The sequence below is a fragment of the bacterium genome, from assembly GCA_023382385.1.
Classification (GTDB): Bacteria; Electryoneota; RPQS01; order RPQS01; family RPQS01; genus JABWCQ01.
Genome location: JAHDVH010000002.1, coordinates 202,870 through 219,581 on the forward strand (window position 1 = coordinate 202,870; position 16,712 = coordinate 219,581).

Below are 16,712 nucleotides of genomic sequence, written 5' to 3' on the forward strand. Positions count from 1 at the left end.
ACTTCTGATGCCTTTGATCATGACCGCATCTGATCTCTCATCCATTCCGTTTCAGACGAATTCCGGCGATACGACGACTCTGGCAGCGTACAAAGGTCAGGTCGTGCTAATCGTCAATACGGCCAGTGAATGCGGACAAACTCCGCAATATGCGGGACTCGAGAAGCTTTACGAAACTTACAAGGAACGCGGCCTGACGGTGATTGCCTTCCCGTCCAACGACTTCGGAAAACAGGAGCCGGGTTCGAATGAGGAAATCAAGGAATTCTGCACGACGAATTACGGCGTGACGTTTCCGTTGATGGCGAAGATTCCGGTGCTGGGCGAAGGCAAACATCCGCTCTACAAGTATCTGGTCGAGCATAGTGAGCCTGCGGAAGAGATACAGTGGAATTTTACGAAGTTCCTGCTCGATCGGAGCGGGAACGTCGCCGCAAGATTTCACTACAAAGTTAAGCCCGACGCGCCGGAAGTGATTGCCAAGATTGAAGAACTTCTGGGAGCCGCATCGTCGGAATGAATCGGAACACAGTGTTTCGACCGGCGGCGGACCGCTATCTGCCGACGGTCTTCGCGCTCGCTTCGGCAGCCGTCATATTGGTCGTGACTCAGACGTGGGGAATCACTGTTCTGCGCGAGCAGTTTGCGTTTCTTCAGACTGCCCGCGCGTTGTCGGGCGGCGCTTCGTTTGATTTCTTTGGGACTCCCGCTCCGGCCGGGCCGCTGTGGCCGCTGTTGTTATCGGTTTTTGCGCGACGTGGCATTGAGTTGGAACTCGCGGCGCGACTCTGGCAGGCAGCGATGGCCGCGCTGCTGGTCTATGTGGTTACACGCTTTTATTTGCGGCACATTCGCTCGCGTGCGGTGGTCGCGGGAGCGGTCATGGCCTTTGCCTGCGGCGTGCTGCTGTTGTCCGAAGCGTTTGCCGTTTCGCCGCTTCTGACGTCGTTGCTGCTGCTTACGTGCGGGACGCTGGCTTTGGCGCGGTTCCTTTACAATGAAGGCGTCTTTGCGTTCATCTGCTCAGCATTGTTGTTTGGCGCGGCGGCTTTGCTCTGGATTCCGGCGACGGTGCTTGCACTCGGCGCAGCCTTTGCGATTTTGCTTGGCGGACGCGGTGTGCTGGCGCGGCGTTTTTCGGGAGTGGTGTTCTTCGCGGCAATCGCGGTGGCACCGGCAGCGTTGGTGTGGATTGCTACGGGACTTCCCAAGCTAACCTTTGACATTTTTGCTTTACGTGAAGCACTTGAAAGCATTTCGGCGTTCGCATTGATTGCCGGTTGGCCGTTGTGGTTACGCGCGGGCCTGACCGTGCTGTTGTTCGGCGGTCTGCTGTATGTCTATCTCTCCACGCGCGGCCCGGCGGGTATCGGCCCCGCACTGAAACGACGTGAGCTGCAAGTCTGGGTTCTCTTGAGCTATGTCTGGCTCGCGCACTTGTTGTTGTTTCCGACGGCCAATACCTTTGTGCCGCTACTCCCATGTTTGATTATCTGGCCCGCGCTGGGTATTGACAGTTTTCGCGATTTCAATCCGTTCAGCTCACTGCTGCACGGGCGCGGAGCGAAACTTGCGGCGGGACTCTGCGTCGTGCTGTTGCTTGCTCCGCTGTGGCAGACGGTGCTTGCGGGATTGAAACAGTTTCAAGCAGGAGACGGGTTGCGCGGATTTGCATGGCAGACCGCTCCGCTGTTTCAGGAGCTGCGGGCGTCGGACGGGCAGTTGCTGTATACCGATGCACCTGAGATGCTTCGCTATATCACGGGGCGAGAGGCGACGGCACTTCCAGCGGATTTGCGGACGCTCAACTTGAGTGAAGGCCGCATTGTGATTCTTGGAGATTCCTGCCCGCAAGGGCTTTGTCAGGGCGACTCTACGTCGCATCCAACTCTGTCTTTCGCACCGGCACTGACCACACGCGAAGGCATGCTCTACGACATCCGGTTCCGTCCTCCCGAACCCGCCTTGACGGTCTCGGACACTCTCACAGTTCCGTAACATACTTTCCCTACTTTTTTGCAAATCATGAAACTGCTGCACTTCATTGTCGCATTGTTGCTGTTGTGTGCTTCGGCGTTCGCGCAAGCGACACAACCCGACGCCTCAGTCGGCACACGTCCGGGCGCGTTTTCGCCGCGGTCGCTGGGTCTGGGTCACACGTTTGTCACCAACCAGTTGGGTTCAGCCGCGCTGATGGGCAATCCGGCGACTCTCGCTCATCAGACCTCGCGCTGGCACATCGGATTGTCGGCGGACCTGTCGCGCGTCAAGGAAACGCGTTCATATCCGTTTTACGACGCGTTCGACGGTGTGCTCGGCTACAACAACTACGCGTTGAACGACCACCTCTATTCCAAGCTTGACGGCGGCGCATCGTATCTGCTCAAGCAGGATCAGCTCGATGTCATGGTGCTGTCGGCGGGAACATATTCGGCGTATCAGTTTCAATACACGTATCACGAAGAGGTGAGAAACCGCTTCACGTCCGGCGGCGTGCAGGACTTGATACTGGGGAAGAACCTTTTGGAGGTGGACGGCGACTTGCGCGCGTTCGCCTTTGGCGCGGCGGCAGCTCAGGGGAAGATGGCGATGGGCTTCAGTCTGGCTTTCTTGACGGGTGACTGGGGCTACGTCAATGGAGTGTATTACGCGAGCGAAGATTCGGCAGATCAGGTTTATCGTGCGGATTACTCACCGGACGGGACTCCGGCGGATTTGAATTTTGGAGCGACTTACGATTTGAACGAGCGGGTGCGATTCGGCGCACGCGCGCTGTTCCCGACGGGCAAGATGAAGTACGAGTTTACGGCGACGAACAGCGTCGGAGATTCGACGACGCGGGTGAAGGGGACCTCGAGTGCGAAGTATCCGTCGCACATCGCGGCGGGCGTGCAGTATCGTCCGCGCAACGAATACCGTCCGTTGATTTACGGAGAGGCGGAGATTCACACTTACAGCGAAGTCGCAGAGGGGTTTGACGACGTGATCGAGTTTCGCGCAGGCGCAGAGCAGCAGATAGTTCCCGGGACTCCGGCGAGATTCGGAATTGTCTACGCGACATCGCCGACGGACAAGGATCGCGCGACGACGCTGTTTACGGCGGGAGTGGGTTTCGTGCTGCGCCGGATGCACGCGGATTTCGGTTTGGAGTTCGGCGAGATGAACTACTCGTCCGACGATCTCTTCCCGCAATCGCTGTATGGCGGCGTGAACCGCAGCGACCGCGATCGCGTGGAGACGGCGCTGTTTCGCGGCATGCTTTCGCTGAGCTGGGAACTCTGATCGCGTGACGCCGTTGCTGACGGTGGGGCTTCCGATTTACAACGCGGAGGCCTATCTTACGGAATGCCTGCAGTCTATCAAGACGCAGACACTCAAAGAATTCGAAGTGATTGCGATACTGGATTGCCCGACCGACAAGTCGGCGGAGATTCTCCGGCAGCACGCGGATTCACGGTTCAGGATACTCGAGAACGAACGGAATCTCGGCACTGCACGAACGATTAACCGGATTATCGAACTCAGCTCGACGGAGCTGCTCGCGCGGATGGACTCGGACGACGTCATGTTTCCCGAGCGTCTGCAGCGGCAGTTCGATTATTTGAACGAGCATCCTGAAATCGCGGCGGTCGGGAGTTATTTCAACAAGATTGACGAGCGGAGCAGGGAAATCGAGAGTCCTTTTGTGTTTCCTGTGACGCCGGACGAGATTCGCGAGAGGTTTCGGGAGTATGTGTGTTTTCAACACGGTGCGGCGACGTTTCGGCTCGCTCCGCTGCGCGCGGTCGGTGGATTTGACCACACGCTTGCGGAAGACCTGTATGTCACGCTGAAGCTGTTAGCCGGCGGGTATCAGCTGGCGAATATTCCCGAGCCGCTGCTCAGCTATCGCATACACAGTCAATCCATAACTTTTGCAGCGGAAGAGGCGACACTTCGCGCCGCGGATGAAGCATACCGGATTTACGGGCCGAAGATTTGGGGTGAACGTGCGCCGGATTATGTCGGGGGACGAACCCGCTTGCAGCGATTGAGGCGCCGCATGAAGAGAAATCTATCAAGAATGTTTACGAAATGAAGAATTGCCTAATTGTCCTGATTCTGATGGTTTGCGCTGTCTCCGCACGGAGCGGGGAAACGTATTCGCTGGTCATCTGCAATACGAACGACGTGCACGGCGGAGTGGATTCATCGGAAGCATCTTTTATGAATCCCGAGTTTCCGCCCGCATTGGGCGGCGGCGCGTCGCTGGCGACTTTGGTCAAGCGGATGCGTGCGTATGCCGCGGAACAGGGCAAGGGGTTCCTGTTGCTGGACACGGGCGATATTTTTCAGGGGACGCTGGTCGGGACGAAGAGCGAAGGCACGGCGGTGATGCGTTTCATGAATGAAGTGAAGTATGACGCGTGGGTGCTCGGCAATCACGAGTTCGATTTAGGCAGAGACGTCTGCGAACGGTTGATCGCGCAGGCGGAATTCCCCACGTTGTCGTCCAACATCTTCGAGATTGCGGGCAACGATACGCAGCTATACGTCCAGCCGTATCTGATCAAGGAATACGGTCCGTTGAAGGTGGGAATTGTGGGGATTACGACGAGCGGGACGCAGCGCGCGAGTTTTGAGGGAAATGTGCGCGATCTCTACTTTGCGCCAGAAGTGACGTCGCTGGCGGCCTATCGCGACACGTTGCTGAACAAAGGCTGCAACGTGATAATTGCCGCGTGCCATTTAGGGTTGCCGTTCGACCGCTGGGAAGCTTGGGACGAACTCGAAAGAAAGGCGGCGCAGGGATGGAAGTCGGATTACACGCGCAACGCGTTTGAGTTGGCGCGGCGCGTGCCGGGAATAGATGTGTTGTTTGCGGGAGACATTCACGTAGGCTATGTGGAGCCGTGGGTGGATCCGGTGACGCACACACCGTGTTTTCAGGGTTACGGACGCGGCACGAATTTAATGTGCGTCGAATTCGAGTTTGACGTCGCGACGGGCCAGCTTTTGGGCTGGAAGAATTTTGCCGACGAGAGCACGTTGATCACACTGTTTTCGGATCAGTTTCCGCGCGACCGTGCGATCGCGGAGTGCATAGATACAGTGGTGGCGCGAGTTGAAGTCGGATTCAACGAGAAGATCGGCGAATCGGAGCAGCCGATTACACGTATCGGTGAAGGCGAGTCGGCGATGGGGAATCTGGTGAGCGACGCGATGCTGTGGCGGTTGCGGGGGGATATCGCACTGACCAACAAGGGGGGGGTGCGGACAGATTTGCCGGCGGGAAACATCACGCCGCAGGACGTGTTCAATGTCCTGCCGTTTGACAACACGCTCGGATCGGTGGAAGTGACGGGCGCATTCATCAAAGATTTGCTCGAGGATAAGGTAGCCTACGGCGGGAGTGGGCTCTACGTGGCGGGGATGCGCGTGAAAATAGACCGTTCGCGCGAGCGCGGAAGTCGGGTGATTTCACTGGAGATTGGCGGGAAGCCGTATGTCGCGGAGCAGAGCTACCGGCTGGTGACGACGGATTATTTATTGGAAGGCAACTCGGGGATGGAGAAGCTCGCGGCGCTGCGCAGTCAGGCGGCGGTTGAATCGGGCATCTACATGCGCGAGGCTGTTATTGAATATATCAAGTCGCATTCTCCGCTGCGTCCGGTATTGGACGGCCGCTGGCAGTTTGTGGACAGAAGTTGACGAATTTCATTTCAATTCAGAATAGACTCAGGAGACTGGACATGCGTTTGCGAGTGTTTTTGTTGCTGTGTTTGATGGCTCAGGTGGCTATCGGGCAGGTGATGATCAACGAGGTTCTGTATGATACTCAGGGAACCGACGATACATCCATCATGTATACGGAGATTTACGGGCCGGCTGGAACGAACTTAGCGGGTTGGTCGCTGGTGGGCGTCAACGGCAATGGCGGCGCGGTCTACCTGACGGTGAATCTGACGGGCACGATTCCGAATGACGGCTACTATGTGGTTGGCGGATCGGCCGTGCCGAATGTGGATCAGGTGACACCGCACGATTGGCAGAACGCGGGCGGAACGAGTGGTCCGCAATGCGACGGTCTGCGTTTGTTGAATAACAGCGGTCAGGTGGTGGATCGGGTTTGCTACGGCGAGTGCGGTGCGAGCGAGACGTGTGACGGCGAAGGAAACTCCAACGCACCGGATCCGTTCCCGTCCGCGGGAATCAACTACGCGATCGCGCGCATCCCCGATCACACGGACACGGACAACAACGGAGCGGATTGGGCGCAGACGGATATTCTGACGCCGGGCGAACCAAATGACGGCGCACCGTGCGATCCGACGGAAGTGACGCTGGAAGAGATTCGCGAGAACGACGATCAGGGTGTGCCTGCGATGATTGGCACATTTGTGATTGTGCGCGGGATTGTGAACGTCAACAACTACACATTGGATAGTTTGACAGAATCGAACTTCTTCATACAGGATGACAACGCGGGCTGCAACGTCTTTCGCGGCACGGTTCCACAAGGGATTATGGAAGGCGACTGTGTGGAAGTTTCCGGCTGGGTCGCGCAGTTCAACGGCTTGACGGAACTGGTTTCTTCCGGTGCGGGCAACTGCACGTTCCGCGTGCTGGACCTGGGACACAACGTTCCACTGACACCGCTGGTGCTGACCAGTGCATCGTCGTTTGAAGCCTTTGAAGGGATGCTGGCGGAGATTCGCAACGTAACGATAACGGGCGGGGATCCGTGGCCGTCGGGCGCGGGCCAGAATGCGACTATCACAGCAACGGATGCGAGCGGCACAATCAGCATTCGGATTGACGGGGACACTCAGGTAGGGACGGTTCCGGCACCCTCCGGCACGTTCACGGTTCGCGGTATCATCACACAGTTTGACAACACGGCGCCCTACACGGGCAACTATCAGATTACGCCGCGCTATCCGTCGGACATTATCACGGGCACGTCTGCAGATGATGCGCCGGAGCTGCTGGCGGAGAGCTTCAAACTGTTGTCGAGCTATCCGAATCCGTTCAACGGAGTGACGACGATTGAATTGCTGGTGGGAAGTGCGCGCGATGTAGACGTGACGATTACCGATGTGCTGGGGCGCGAAGTGTATCGCCGCGTGCTGACGAATCTATCGCCGGGCAATGTCCGCTTCCAGTGGACGCCGGAAGGTGCGGCAGGACTTTATTTCCTGCGTGCGCAGGCCGGTGCGAAGATGGAAAGCGCGAAGCTGCTGTACTTGAAATAGTTTTTCGAAGCAGGTTGCTGAAGCGGGCGGCTCAGGCGAGTCGCCCGTTTTGCTTTGGGGGGAAGCTATGCGGGATAGGCACCGAACATCCACTTGAATTCGTGGGTGCGTGGAGCGTCGTCGTCGTGATATTTTGCGGTGAGGGTGGCAAGGGTGTCGGCAAGTTCCTGAGCAAACGCCGCGCTGGACTCGGGGGACGAGAAGCGAATTTCGCCGGTTTGCGCAAGCGCGGGGATGTTGCGGTTTTTGGCGGCGGCTGACGTGAGACTCTTGGAAAGATCGCGCATCAGATTTGCGGCCACATGGAACAGGTAGGTTGCGGAGAATTTGTCCGGCCGAATCTCCGGCTTAGGGGCGAGCGGTCCGAGCACCTCGGGACTGATGTAGATGGTATCTGTTGAACGGACGAGCACGCGCTCGATGCAGTTTCCTTTACGGCGGTCTTCGATGTGCTTGAGAAAGCCGCGCCGCTCGAGTTCGCGCAGGTGGTAGTTGATCTGTTGGCGGGGCTTGCCGGTCAGGCGGGCGAGGGAGCTTGCGGAGTTGGGTTCACGCAGGTGTGATAGCAGGTCCAGACGCTCTTCATTAAGGAGAGCTGAAAGCTGGTCTGGGCGGGAGATGAGTTGCGGCGCATTCACGAGGACCAATATACAACCGAAAAATCAATTTGTCAAGACAAATTTGAAAATTTAGTAAATAGATGTTTTATAAATAGAAAAGACGACACTACATCGTCTTTTTAAGGATTTACGCGATATGGTGGCGACCCGAGGAGAGGCCTGCAAGGAGGCGGCCTCGAGGGAGGGTCAGTATTTCTTAAGCCGTTGAAATCAGAAGAGCTCGACGATGGTACTGCCGAAATCATCCTGATTTGCGCCGCCGTCATACATCTCTTTGACAAGCGGATGGGTGGCGAGGAACTCGCGGACGCGCACGCGCAGCGCGCCCGTGCCCTTGCCATGCACGATTTTGACAGACGGATAGCCCTGCTCGGCGGCGACGGCGAGATAGTGGTCAATGATGGGTATGGCTTCGTCACCCAGCTTGCCGCGTAAATCGAGCTGTCCGGTGATACGGTCGCCGGACATTTTGACATTTACGTTCACGTCGGCACTCTTGGGCTTTTTGGGCTGAGCTTGCGGCTGGAAGAGTTTGTGCGCATCAAACCAAAGCCGCATGCCGTTCATTTCCACTTCGACGCGCTTGCCGTTACGCTGCAGAGCCGTAACAACGCCGTCACCCTCCACCCCTTCGACAGCGACACGCACGCCGGGTTCGATTTTGGGGAGCGGCTTGCGCTCGGGTTGCGGCTGTTTCAGTTCCTTGGCGGTCTTGTCTTTTTCGGTATCGACTCTCGAGCGAAGCTCGCGGAGTTTTTCGCGGGCGGATTGGACGGCAGCCTTTTCAGCCTGCTTTTCCTTGATGTCGCGGACGAGTTTTTCGATTTCGCGGCGCGACTCTTCGACCAGTTCTTCAGCTTCATCAAGCGCCTGTTTGCGGGCCTGCGCTTTCGTCTTCTTGAGTTCTTCACTGCGCTGCTCGTAGAGCCTCGCGAGTCCTTCATACTGAGTCATCTTCAGGTCGCTCTCGCGGCGCAGCTTTTCGTATTCTTCGATTTTGCGCGAGAGTTCGCCGACAAGTTCCTCCAAACCAAGTGCGCCGCGATCAAGATAGCCGCGCGCACGCGTCAATACATTTTCGGGGAATCCCACGCGCTGCGCGATTTCCAGCGCATAGCTTGAGCCGGGCAGACCGGATCGAAAGTGATAGGTGGGCATGAGGCTCTCTTCGTCGAAGGCCATCGAGCCGTTGACCATGCCTTCGGTCTCGTGGGCGAAGGCTTTGAGCGCGCCGTGATGTGTAGTGACCAGACTGACCGCGTTCTGCATCGTCCATTCGAGCAGCGTAGCCTGCGCGAGCGCGGCGCCGATGGCGGGGTCGGTCGAGGAGCCGATTTCGTCCACGAGCAGGAGTTTGGGACGCGTGTCGTCTTCGGTCATCTTACGCAAGCGCGCGACGTGACCGGTGAAGGTGGAGAGGTCGCCTTCGATGGATTGCGCATCGCCAATGTCGGCCCAGATAGTTGCGAAGTGCGGGAGCATGCTGCCGGGAGCCGCAGGGATGAAGAAGCCGGCACCGGCCATCAGACTTAAGAGTCCAACGGTTTTCAGTGCGACGGTTTTGCCGCCGGCATTGGGACCGGAGATGACGACGGTGCACACGGGGGCGACTACTTCGACGGAGAGCGGAACCACTTCCTTGAGTTTGCGTTCGCGGACGCGTTCAATCAGGAGCGGATGTCGTGCTTTCCAGAGTCGGATGACGTTATGGTCATTCAGTTCGGGCGCGACAGCTTCCCAACGCAGAGCGAGCCGTGCTCGTGCGAAAAGTTCATCCAGCTCGGACATGACCTCGAGCGAGATGACGATTTCGTCGAGATGTTCATGCACGAGCGCGGTGAGCTTGAGGAGAATTTTGTGGATTTCGCGCTTCTCTTCAAGCTCAAGCTGGCGCAGGCGATTGGAGAGTGGAAGAGTCTCAACAGGTTCGAGAAAGACGGTCGCACCGGACGCGCTGGTGTCCACCATGACACCCTGCACGCGGTGCTTGGCTTCATCCCGCACGGGCAGCACGAGTTTGCCTTCGCGAAAGCTGACGACACTGTCCTGCAGATAGCCTTGCTCCGCCCACTTCTGCATGATGGAGTTGATGCGGTCTTCAAGCTGTTTGTTTTCGCGGCGGCGCTCGGCGCGGATGCGCTTCAGATCGTGTGAGGCATCATCGAAGAGTTCGCCGTCCTGATCGATCGCGGATTCAATCTGGCGGGCGATACGGTCATGATCCCAAAGCCGATCAGCGAGACCGGAAAGTTCTGGCAGTTCCGCAGTGCGGTTGTGTAGTTGTCCGCGAACGCGCGCAATACAGGAGAGAGTCTCGGCGATTTTGCGGAGTTCGAGCGGATCGAGGCTCGCGCCTTCGATACCGGCCCGCGAGAGACTTTCGCGGATATCCGAAAGTCCGTCGATCTGCAATCCGCCGTCGGTTTCGGTAAGGACGCGCACCATTTCGTGCGTGCGGCGAATGAGAAGTTCGGCGCGTTGGCGCGGGAGGGGCACTTCCAGTGACAAAAGCCGCTCCGTCCCAAGAGAAGAAGCGGCCAATCCCGCGGCAATCGTCAGCACGCGCTCCCACTCGAGCGCCTGCAGGGTTTCTTCGCCGATCACACCCACTTCTTTTTCTCCGCCGGTTCCCAGTGCGAAATATCGAAGGCGATTTGTTTGCCGAGTCGGATCAATTTGGATTTGTTCATGTAGGAGCGCATGTTTCCGCTTTGATCGGCCCAGAGAATGACCATGACGAGCACGCTAATCAACAGGATGCCTTTGGCGGTTCCTCCGAAAAGACCGAGGATGCGGTCAGGCCATTTGAGTTTGGTACCGTCGATCCACGTATGCAGCCGATGACCGAAATATGCAAAGATGAGATAGACGAGCAGAAAGAAGAGCAGAAAGACCAGACCTGACGCCCAGCGCAACTCCCAACCGGGTTCCGCGAGCCGACCGGCGAGTGCCTGCAGTTCATCGCGAAAAATGAGGGTCAGGGCCAAACTGACAGCAAGGCCGATGGAGATCATCAGCTCGAACAGGAAGCCTCGGCGAATTCCGCTGATGCCGAAGCCGATGATAAGGAAGATGATGAGGATATCGAGAAGATGCATATGATGTGGTCCAGCCTCAAAATAGGCAAGCTGAGGCACTGGTGCAAGGGTTCAAGAAAAACGCCCGGCGGGAGACTCCGGCCGGGCGAAAGAGGCAGACTTGAACCGATTAGCGGTTTCTCAGCATACGACTGATTTTGCGGATCTTACGCTGACGCTGTCCTTCATCGCGTTTGGCGATTTCGGAGGGTTTCTCATAGAACTGCCGACGCCGGACTTCAGACAGAACTCCGGACTTCTCGCAAGACTTTTGGAAGCGGCGGACCAGCCGTTCCATTGGCTCGCCTTCGCGTGCTTTTACGAAGGGCATATTTGCGTTCACCTCCTTTCGCGTGCGGTTAGGACTTTGGGGTTACGGAAATTTGAATATACGGAGAGCGGTTTTGAGAGTCAACCGTGAGAATGGGTGCAAACATGAACAATAATAAACGATAGAATGCCTCCCGATTGCGCGACTGAAAAATCCGAAATTAAGTTTTTTCATAATTTAGGACATCAGAAGTCCATTTAGGGTTGAATTGACAGGAGCAGGGGAGTTGTGTATCTTAGAGCCTATCATTTAAGGAGATTACTCATGAGAATAGACTATTCCGCACGCGGCGCCGCAGCCACCTGGATATTGTTCGTAATAAGCTTGATTGGTGTGCTGTTTGTTGTTTGGCTGCTCACTGATATTTTTGAGAAGAAACAGGAATCGCGATATTCGTATATCAAGACGCAGGAGCTGGCGTGGGGTGAACCCGACCCCGAAAAGTGGAAGGCGAACTTTCCACGGGAATACACGGCCTATATGAAGACGTTGAAGACGTCTGAGCTTGCGGAGATCAGTCCGTACGCGCGGTACGGGGGGTCGGAGTCTTTCTCGAAGCTTGAGAAGGATCCACGGATGGTGCGGCTGTTCGCGGGGTATGCGTTTTCGATTGACTATAACGAAGAGCGCGGACACATGAACGCGCTGCAGGATATGCTGGAGATCAAGCGTCTGGGCGACAAGAAGCCGGGCACGTGTATGTCCTGCAAGAGTCCTCAGGTGCCGTTGTTCATAGAGGAGCATGGTGCGGAGGCTTTTTACAAGACTCCGGTGAAAGAGCTTGTGGAAAAGCACGGCTTCAAGCATTCGGTGTCGTGCGGGGATTGCCACAATTCCGAGACGATGGAACTGTTGGTCCGCAGGCCGGCGTACATCGAGGCACAGGCTCGGCGCGGCATAGACATCACGAAGCACGACCAGAATTTGAAGCGGACGGACGCCTGCGCGCAATGTCACGTCGAGTATTACTGGCCGAAGGAGACGAACTATTTGACGTTCCCGTGGGATAAGGGACTATCGATCGATTCGATCGAGGCCTATTATGACGCGATCGGGTTCTACGATTGGGTGCACGCGGAAACGGGTGCCAAGATGGTGAAGATGCAGCATCCCGAGTACGAGATGTGGAGCAGTGGAATTCATTCGCGTTCGGGGGTCGGCTGCGCGGATTGCCACATGCCGTATACACGTGAGGGATCGATCAAGATTACGGATCACTGGATCCGCTCGCCATACATGAATCTGACAAACGCTTGTTTGACGTGTCACCGCGAGAGCGAGTCTGAGATGGCGATGCGGATTCGCGAGATACAGGATCGGACGTGGCAGTTGATGGATCGGAGTGAGACGGCAATTATCGCGGCGATTGACGCGATCAAAGCTGCGATTGAAGCTGGAGCGAGTGACGCGGAACTTGAAGAGTGCCGTGCGTTGCATCGTCGAGCGCACATCCGCTGGGATTTTGTGTCTGCCGAGAACTCGATGGGATTCCACAGCCCGCAGGAAGCGACGCGAATGCTTGGTGATGCGATTGATTTCGCGCGGCAGGCTGAACTTTCGGCCACGAAGCTGTTGGCCAAACACGGTAAGCTCGACGTCGCCGCGAACACCCGCTAACTTACGGAGGGCAAGATGAAGAAACCCTCTGGTTTGGCAAGCCTGACGGCGATACTGACGGGCGCATTGTTGGGGCTGGGGCTGTACACGGCCTACTACAGCAAAGCCTATTCGTATCTGCAGGATGATCCCAAGGCGTGCATGAACTGTCACGTGATGAAAGACGCTTTTGACGGCTGGCGCACATCGAGTCACCGCAACGTGACGTGCAATGACTGCCACACGCCGCACGACATTGTCGGAAAGTACTTGACGAAGGTCGAACACGGTGCGCGGCATTCATACGTGTTTACGTTTGAGGATCCGCAGATCTTTCGTTTGAAGAAATCCGGCGAGGAGATTGTGACCAACAACTGTGTGCAATGTCATCAGACGATGGTGAATTCCACACTGCCAACACACCCTGAGGATAGGCGGTGTCTGATTTGTCATGAAGGCATCGCGCACGGCAGATTGGCCAACAGGAGAAGATAACAGCATCTATAATCGGGCGGCTCAGGCGAGTCGCCCGATTTCTTTTTGAATTGTTTCGAAATCAACTGATTAGGGCGCATCGACGCTGATAAAGCCGTTGCATTGAGTCCTCAAAACTTTGTGGACTGAAGAACGTTGGACTCTTGACAATCGTCGAGGGGAGACGTAAATTACTTTCGGTGCACCAAGGGGAATAGTGCATCGGGGAAACTCGCCCAGTCAGGAGGATTTGCATGAAGAGAGCACCATTCACCGTCGCCGCAGGGTTGTGTCTTGCGGTTTTTTTGTGTCCGGGAATCGGGCGTGCGGATCTTTCGCAGGCGGATTGCTCCGACTGTATCCGCATCACCGATGCCACATGCTCGGATGACGGATGCACGACGTTCTTGACTTCGAACTGCAGCCGTCGCGAATTCACTCCGGCCTGCGATGGGATCTATGACCTTTATGCGGCGGTAGTCTCCTGCAGTGATGTCTGCGGCAAGTGCCACAGTTGCGTCAACATATTCAAGCTGGATGGCGCAACTGAGACTTTTCTTGCGAATTGCCACACGCATGAATGTGCGATTGACGATTGCGAAACACCGTGCATTGGTTCTGTGGAGTTGAATACAAGCAGTGTTTATGTCTTGTACGTCTGCAAGCTGTATTGTCCCGGCTACGCAAACGACTGTGTGGATTGCAATGAGTCGTGCGAGGCTATTGGCTGTGTTTCCTACGGGCATACGAGCCTGCCATGCACGCCATGAGTGTACAGTACCTTCGAATAATCATTCTGATGGTTTGGGTGATTACTTTTGAATCGGGTATGTGCGAGGTCCTTTCTGTGCCCGGGGAATATCCCACAATTCAGACGGCGCTTGACTCTTCGGCGAGCGGCGACACCATCCTTGTCGCACCGGGCGTCTATCATGAGTTTCTGCTGGCACCGGCTCACTCGCTGACGTTGAGCGGCTGGTATTCGGGGGATACGCTGCCTGAATTCAGAACGGTTCTGGATCCGATCCCGACCGGTCTGGATACACCGTCCGCCGCAGTCTTCAGCGGCGACTCGGTTTCCATCATGAATTTCGCCTTTTATAATCGGCCGGAGTATCGCGCGTTCGGAGCCTCGACCCGCACGGGCGGTGTGCATTTCAACGGAGTTGCGCTTTTCCTGAAAGATTGCCGCTTTGACTCAGTCTCCCGCGCGATCAAAGGCGGAGACAGGATCTATGCGAGGCGGTGCATCTTTAACGGCTGTTTCCGGCAATGTATAATGCCGGACGTGGGAGCTATGGTGGATTGCCATGACTGCTCGTTTGACGGTGAGGGACTCTGGTTTGTGTGGTGCTACAGCGGCTCCACGCTGCGCAACTGCACATTCCGCTGCAACCGGCTGCAGACGGAGTTCGTGCTCTTTCACGGAAGCAACATCACAATCGCAGACTGCAGGTTTGGCCCGTGTGTAAGCGCCTTTCCCGTTGTGAGTGCCAATCCAATCGAGAATTGCATAATCGAGAATTGTGTCTTTGAAGGAATCGAACGGGCGAGTTCGATGATTTGGGTACTTGCGGATTGCGGAGTACCAAGTGAACACATGCAGATACGCATCCGCGGCAATACCTTCACGGATTATCATGGAATTTCACCGGCGACCGGAACAACAGCAATAAAAGTGGATTGCGACGAACAAGGTCCTTTCATGGTGGGAATCATCGAAGACAATGTTTTCATGGATGGCAGTTCGAATCTCGCCACAGGAATAATGGCGAGTGCCACGATACTGGCAAAAGGAAACTTGTTCTTGGATTTACTTCCAGTGCAGGTTGCGGATGTTCGTGCCTACCATTCCATTACCGACACCCTTTTCGCCCGAGAAAACGAGTTTTACGGTCCCGGAATTGCGGCTGTCTCATCTGCTCCCTATTTCGACGCAAGAGAGAATTGGTGGGGGGACTCGACCGGACCATATCACCCGAACTTGAATCCAAACGGTTTAGGGACGGAAGTTGGAAACGGAGTGGTGTTCGAACCCTGGCTGACGATGCATCCCGATTCCAGCGAAGACACGACCGAAGTCGAGAGTGACAGATTGCCGGCCGCTCTGCCGCAGGTATTTTCGCTGAACGCATTCCCGAATCCGTTCAACGGAGTGACGACGCTCTCGTTTACGCTCGGTCGCGAGCAGGCCGTCGAGATCAGGATCTTCGACCTGCTCGGGAAGCAGGTGGAGTCATTGGTCAATGAACGGTTCACAGCGGGAACACATCACATCATGTTCGAAGGAAGCGAATTGCCCAGCGGCCTATACTTCGCGAGATTGGTGACTCCGCAGACTTCCACCACGACGAAGCTGATTCTACTCAAGTAGCCTCGCCAGAGGAAAGAGAAACAAAAGCCCGCTCGAATGAGCGGGCTTGTCAGTTTTGCGAAAGTGCGGAAGAATTACTTCGCGGTCTCTTTCTCGTAGTTGGCGAAGTTGTAGACAATCCCGACTGAGAGTGCCTGCTTCAGGCGGCCACCGAGGTCCACTTCTTTGTCGTACAGCAATTGCCATGCGAGTCCGACATTGATCAGCGAAGAAACCTTCACTCTGAAGATGTTGTCCCAATTGGCATCCGCGGTTTTCCAGTAGTCATTGGGAAGCTCATCTTTCTTCGAATTAAAGAGCGCCTGAAACAGCGTCAGTTTTGAGTTAAAGCTGTATTTGCTGTTAGCGGAACCGAGGAGCAAGTCCGTGACCCATTCCACACCGCCGTCCACCGTAGTCTCGGAAAGTGTAGCGGGTTCCGCGCTCAAGGTATCCGCAGGGTCGTCAAATCGTACGATGCGTTGACGCAAACCGAGACCGAGTCGGGTGGTCAGCTTGGTCTGGTCGGGCACTTCAATAATCGTTCTGGCAAGACCGGACGATTCGGTCAGCTCAATCGGATTCACGTAACGAGACGTGTACGGACTGGAGGCATCCAGAAACTGTGATTCGAAGGTGAATGCGAAATAGGGATCGGCGAACCAACCCTTGGTCAATTTCATGATCGCATCGTAGCGAATCTTATCTTCCGATTTGGTCGGTTTCTGCCAGTCTTTGGTTTCCTTGTGCTGAATGTGAGTCTGTCCAAAGGACAACTTCACGTCATGCTGCGTGTACCAATTGCGCGTGAGTTGACGGCTGGAGATACTGTTGTAGAAGGCAGTCCAATTGATCGAACCGGCTTCGCCACCCGTCCAGTTGTCAGAATACGAAGATTGCGTTGTCACGAGGCCGGTTGAGATGTCCGTTTTCCACGGACCCGGATCCGGTTGTGCGGCATGAGCAAGTGCGCAAATCAGACAAGTCGCGAGGAAAGCCAACGGCATTCTCATAGACATATTCATT

At 56.0% G+C, this 16,712-nt stretch carries 15 protein-coding genes; 10 read left to right on the top strand and 5 right to left on the bottom strand.

Annotation, left to right across the window (positions count from 1 at the left end; translation table 11 throughout):
- Window positions 1–19: 19 nt before the first annotated feature.
- The 6 genes from KJZ99_05100 to KJZ99_05125 are packed head-to-tail and all read left to right on the top strand — an operon-like array spanning window position 20 to window position 7,235.
- On the top strand, window positions 20–520 hold the full coding sequence (locus KJZ99_05100; protein ID MCL4305269.1) for a glutathione peroxidase: 501 nt from the start codon (window positions 20–22) through the stop codon (window positions 518–520).
- Complete coding sequence (locus KJZ99_05105) at window positions 517–1,998, top strand: hypothetical protein (protein ID MCL4305270.1); 1,482 nt, start codon at window positions 517–519, stop codon at window positions 1,996–1,998. Before KJZ99_05100 ends, KJZ99_05105 begins: the two co-directional genes overlap by 4 nt.
- A gap of 27 nt (window positions 1,999–2,025) precedes the next feature.
- On the top strand, window positions 2,026–3,282 hold the full coding sequence (locus KJZ99_05110; GenBank protein ID MCL4305271.1) for a hypothetical protein: 1,257 nt from the start codon (window positions 2,026–2,028) through the stop codon (window positions 3,280–3,282).
- Window positions 3,283–3,286: 4 nt separating this feature from the next.
- Window positions 3,287–4,078, top strand: a complete 792-nt coding sequence (locus tag KJZ99_05115; protein MCL4305272.1) for a glycosyltransferase — start codon at window positions 3,287–3,289, stop codon at window positions 4,076–4,078.
- The gene (locus KJZ99_05120; GenBank protein ID MCL4305273.1) at window positions 4,075–5,691 is read left to right on the top strand and encodes a bifunctional metallophosphatase/5'-nucleotidase; all 1,617 of its coding nucleotides are present in this window, start codon (window positions 4,075–4,077) and stop codon (window positions 5,689–5,691) included. Before KJZ99_05115 ends, KJZ99_05120 begins: the two co-directional genes overlap by 4 nt.
- Window positions 5,692–5,732: 41 nt before the next feature.
- Window positions 5,733–7,235: a lamin tail domain-containing protein gene (locus tag KJZ99_05125; protein ID MCL4305274.1), complete on the top strand. Its 1,503-nt coding sequence runs from the start codon at window positions 5,733–5,735 to the stop codon at window positions 7,233–7,235.
- A gap of 65 nt (window positions 7,236–7,300) precedes the next feature.
- Here KJZ99_05125 and KJZ99_05130 read toward each other — a convergent pair whose 3' ends face one another.
- The 4 genes from KJZ99_05130 to rpsU all read right to left on the bottom strand — a co-directional run bounded on the left by KJZ99_05130 (window position 7,301) and on the right by rpsU (window position 11,263).
- The gene (locus KJZ99_05130; GenBank protein ID MCL4305275.1) at window positions 7,301–7,882 is read right to left on the bottom strand and encodes a winged helix-turn-helix domain-containing protein; all 582 of its coding nucleotides are present in this window, start codon (window positions 7,880–7,882) and stop codon (window positions 7,301–7,303) included.
- A gap of 183 nt (window positions 7,883–8,065) precedes the next feature.
- A complete protein-coding gene (locus tag KJZ99_05135; GenBank protein ID MCL4305276.1) occupies window positions 8,066–10,459 on the bottom strand; it encodes an endonuclease MutS2 in 2,394 nt (797 codons plus the stop codon).
- Complete coding sequence (locus KJZ99_05140; protein ID MCL4305277.1) at window positions 10,456–10,953, bottom strand: CvpA family protein; 498 nt, start codon at window positions 10,951–10,953, stop codon at window positions 10,456–10,458. Before KJZ99_05140 ends, KJZ99_05135 begins: the two co-directional genes overlap by 4 nt.
- A gap of 109 nt (window positions 10,954–11,062) precedes the next feature.
- Entirely contained in the window at window positions 11,063–11,263 is a 201-nt protein-coding gene (gene rpsU / locus KJZ99_05145) for a 30S ribosomal protein S21 (GenBank protein ID MCL4305278.1), read from the bottom strand.
- A 309-nt stretch (window positions 11,264–11,572) separates the two neighbouring features.
- Between rpsU and KJZ99_05150 the strand changes: the two genes are divergently transcribed.
- The 4 genes from KJZ99_05150 (at window position 11,573) to KJZ99_05165 (ending at window position 15,707) form a co-directional block, all read left to right on the top strand.
- On the top strand, window positions 11,573–12,880 hold the full coding sequence (locus KJZ99_05150; GenBank protein MCL4305279.1) for an ammonia-forming cytochrome c nitrite reductase subunit c552: 1,308 nt from the start codon (window positions 11,573–11,575) through the stop codon (window positions 12,878–12,880).
- 15 nt (window positions 12,881–12,895) lie between these two features.
- On the top strand, window positions 12,896–13,354 hold the full coding sequence (gene nrfH, locus KJZ99_05155) for a cytochrome c nitrite reductase small subunit (GenBank protein ID MCL4305280.1): 459 nt from the start codon (window positions 12,896–12,898) through the stop codon (window positions 13,352–13,354).
- A 233-nt stretch (window positions 13,355–13,587) separates the two neighbouring features.
- The gene (locus tag KJZ99_05160; protein MCL4305281.1) at window positions 13,588–14,103 is read left to right on the top strand and encodes a hypothetical protein; all 516 of its coding nucleotides are present in this window, start codon (window positions 13,588–13,590) and stop codon (window positions 14,101–14,103) included.
- Window positions 14,091–15,707, top strand: a complete 1,617-nt coding sequence (locus KJZ99_05165) for a T9SS type A sorting domain-containing protein (GenBank protein ID MCL4305282.1) — start codon at window positions 14,091–14,093, stop codon at window positions 15,705–15,707. The genes KJZ99_05160 and KJZ99_05165 overlap by 13 nt, the downstream gene beginning before the upstream one ends.
- A 74-nt stretch (window positions 15,708–15,781) precedes the next feature.
- Here the strand turns inward: KJZ99_05165 and KJZ99_05170 are convergent, their stop codons facing one another.
- Entirely contained in the window at window positions 15,782–16,705 is a 924-nt protein-coding gene (locus KJZ99_05170) for a hypothetical protein (GenBank protein MCL4305283.1), read from the bottom strand.
- Between the last annotated feature and the right edge of the window lie 7 nt (window positions 16,706–16,712).

What these genes read in the sequence shown, in the direction of transcription:
- KJZ99_05170 (MCL4305283.1), bottom strand. Translation starts at nt 16,705, where the DNA reads ATGTCTATGAGAATGCCGTTGGCTTTCCTCGCGACTTGTCTGATTTGC.
- KJZ99_05100 (MCL4305269.1), top strand. Translation starts at nt 20, where the DNA reads ATGACCGCATCTGATCTCTCATCCATTCCGTTTCAGACGAATTCCGGC.
- KJZ99_05140 (MCL4305277.1), bottom strand. Translation starts at nt 10,953, where the DNA reads ATGCATCTTCTCGATATCCTCATCATCTTCCTTATCATCGGCTTCGGC.
- rpsU (MCL4305278.1), bottom strand. Translation starts at nt 11,263, where the DNA reads ATGCCCTTCGTAAAAGCACGCGAAGGCGAGCCAATGGAACGGCTGGTC.
- nrfH (MCL4305280.1), top strand. Translation starts at nt 12,896, where the DNA reads ATGAAGAAACCCTCTGGTTTGGCAAGCCTGACGGCGATACTGACGGGC.
- KJZ99_05160 (MCL4305281.1), top strand. Translation starts at nt 13,588, where the DNA reads ATGAAGAGAGCACCATTCACCGTCGCCGCAGGGTTGTGTCTTGCGGTT.
- KJZ99_05125 (MCL4305274.1), top strand. Translation starts at nt 5,733, where the DNA reads ATGCGTTTGCGAGTGTTTTTGTTGCTGTGTTTGATGGCTCAGGTGGCT.
- KJZ99_05110 (MCL4305271.1), top strand. Translation starts at nt 2,026, where the DNA reads ATGAAACTGCTGCACTTCATTGTCGCATTGTTGCTGTTGTGTGCTTCG.
- KJZ99_05120 (MCL4305273.1), top strand. Translation starts at nt 4,075, where the DNA reads ATGAAGAATTGCCTAATTGTCCTGATTCTGATGGTTTGCGCTGTCTCC.
- KJZ99_05165 (MCL4305282.1), top strand. Translation starts at nt 14,091, where the DNA reads ATGCACGCCATGAGTGTACAGTACCTTCGAATAATCATTCTGATGGTT.
- KJZ99_05105 (MCL4305270.1), top strand. Translation starts at nt 517, where the DNA reads ATGAATCGGAACACAGTGTTTCGACCGGCGGCGGACCGCTATCTGCCG.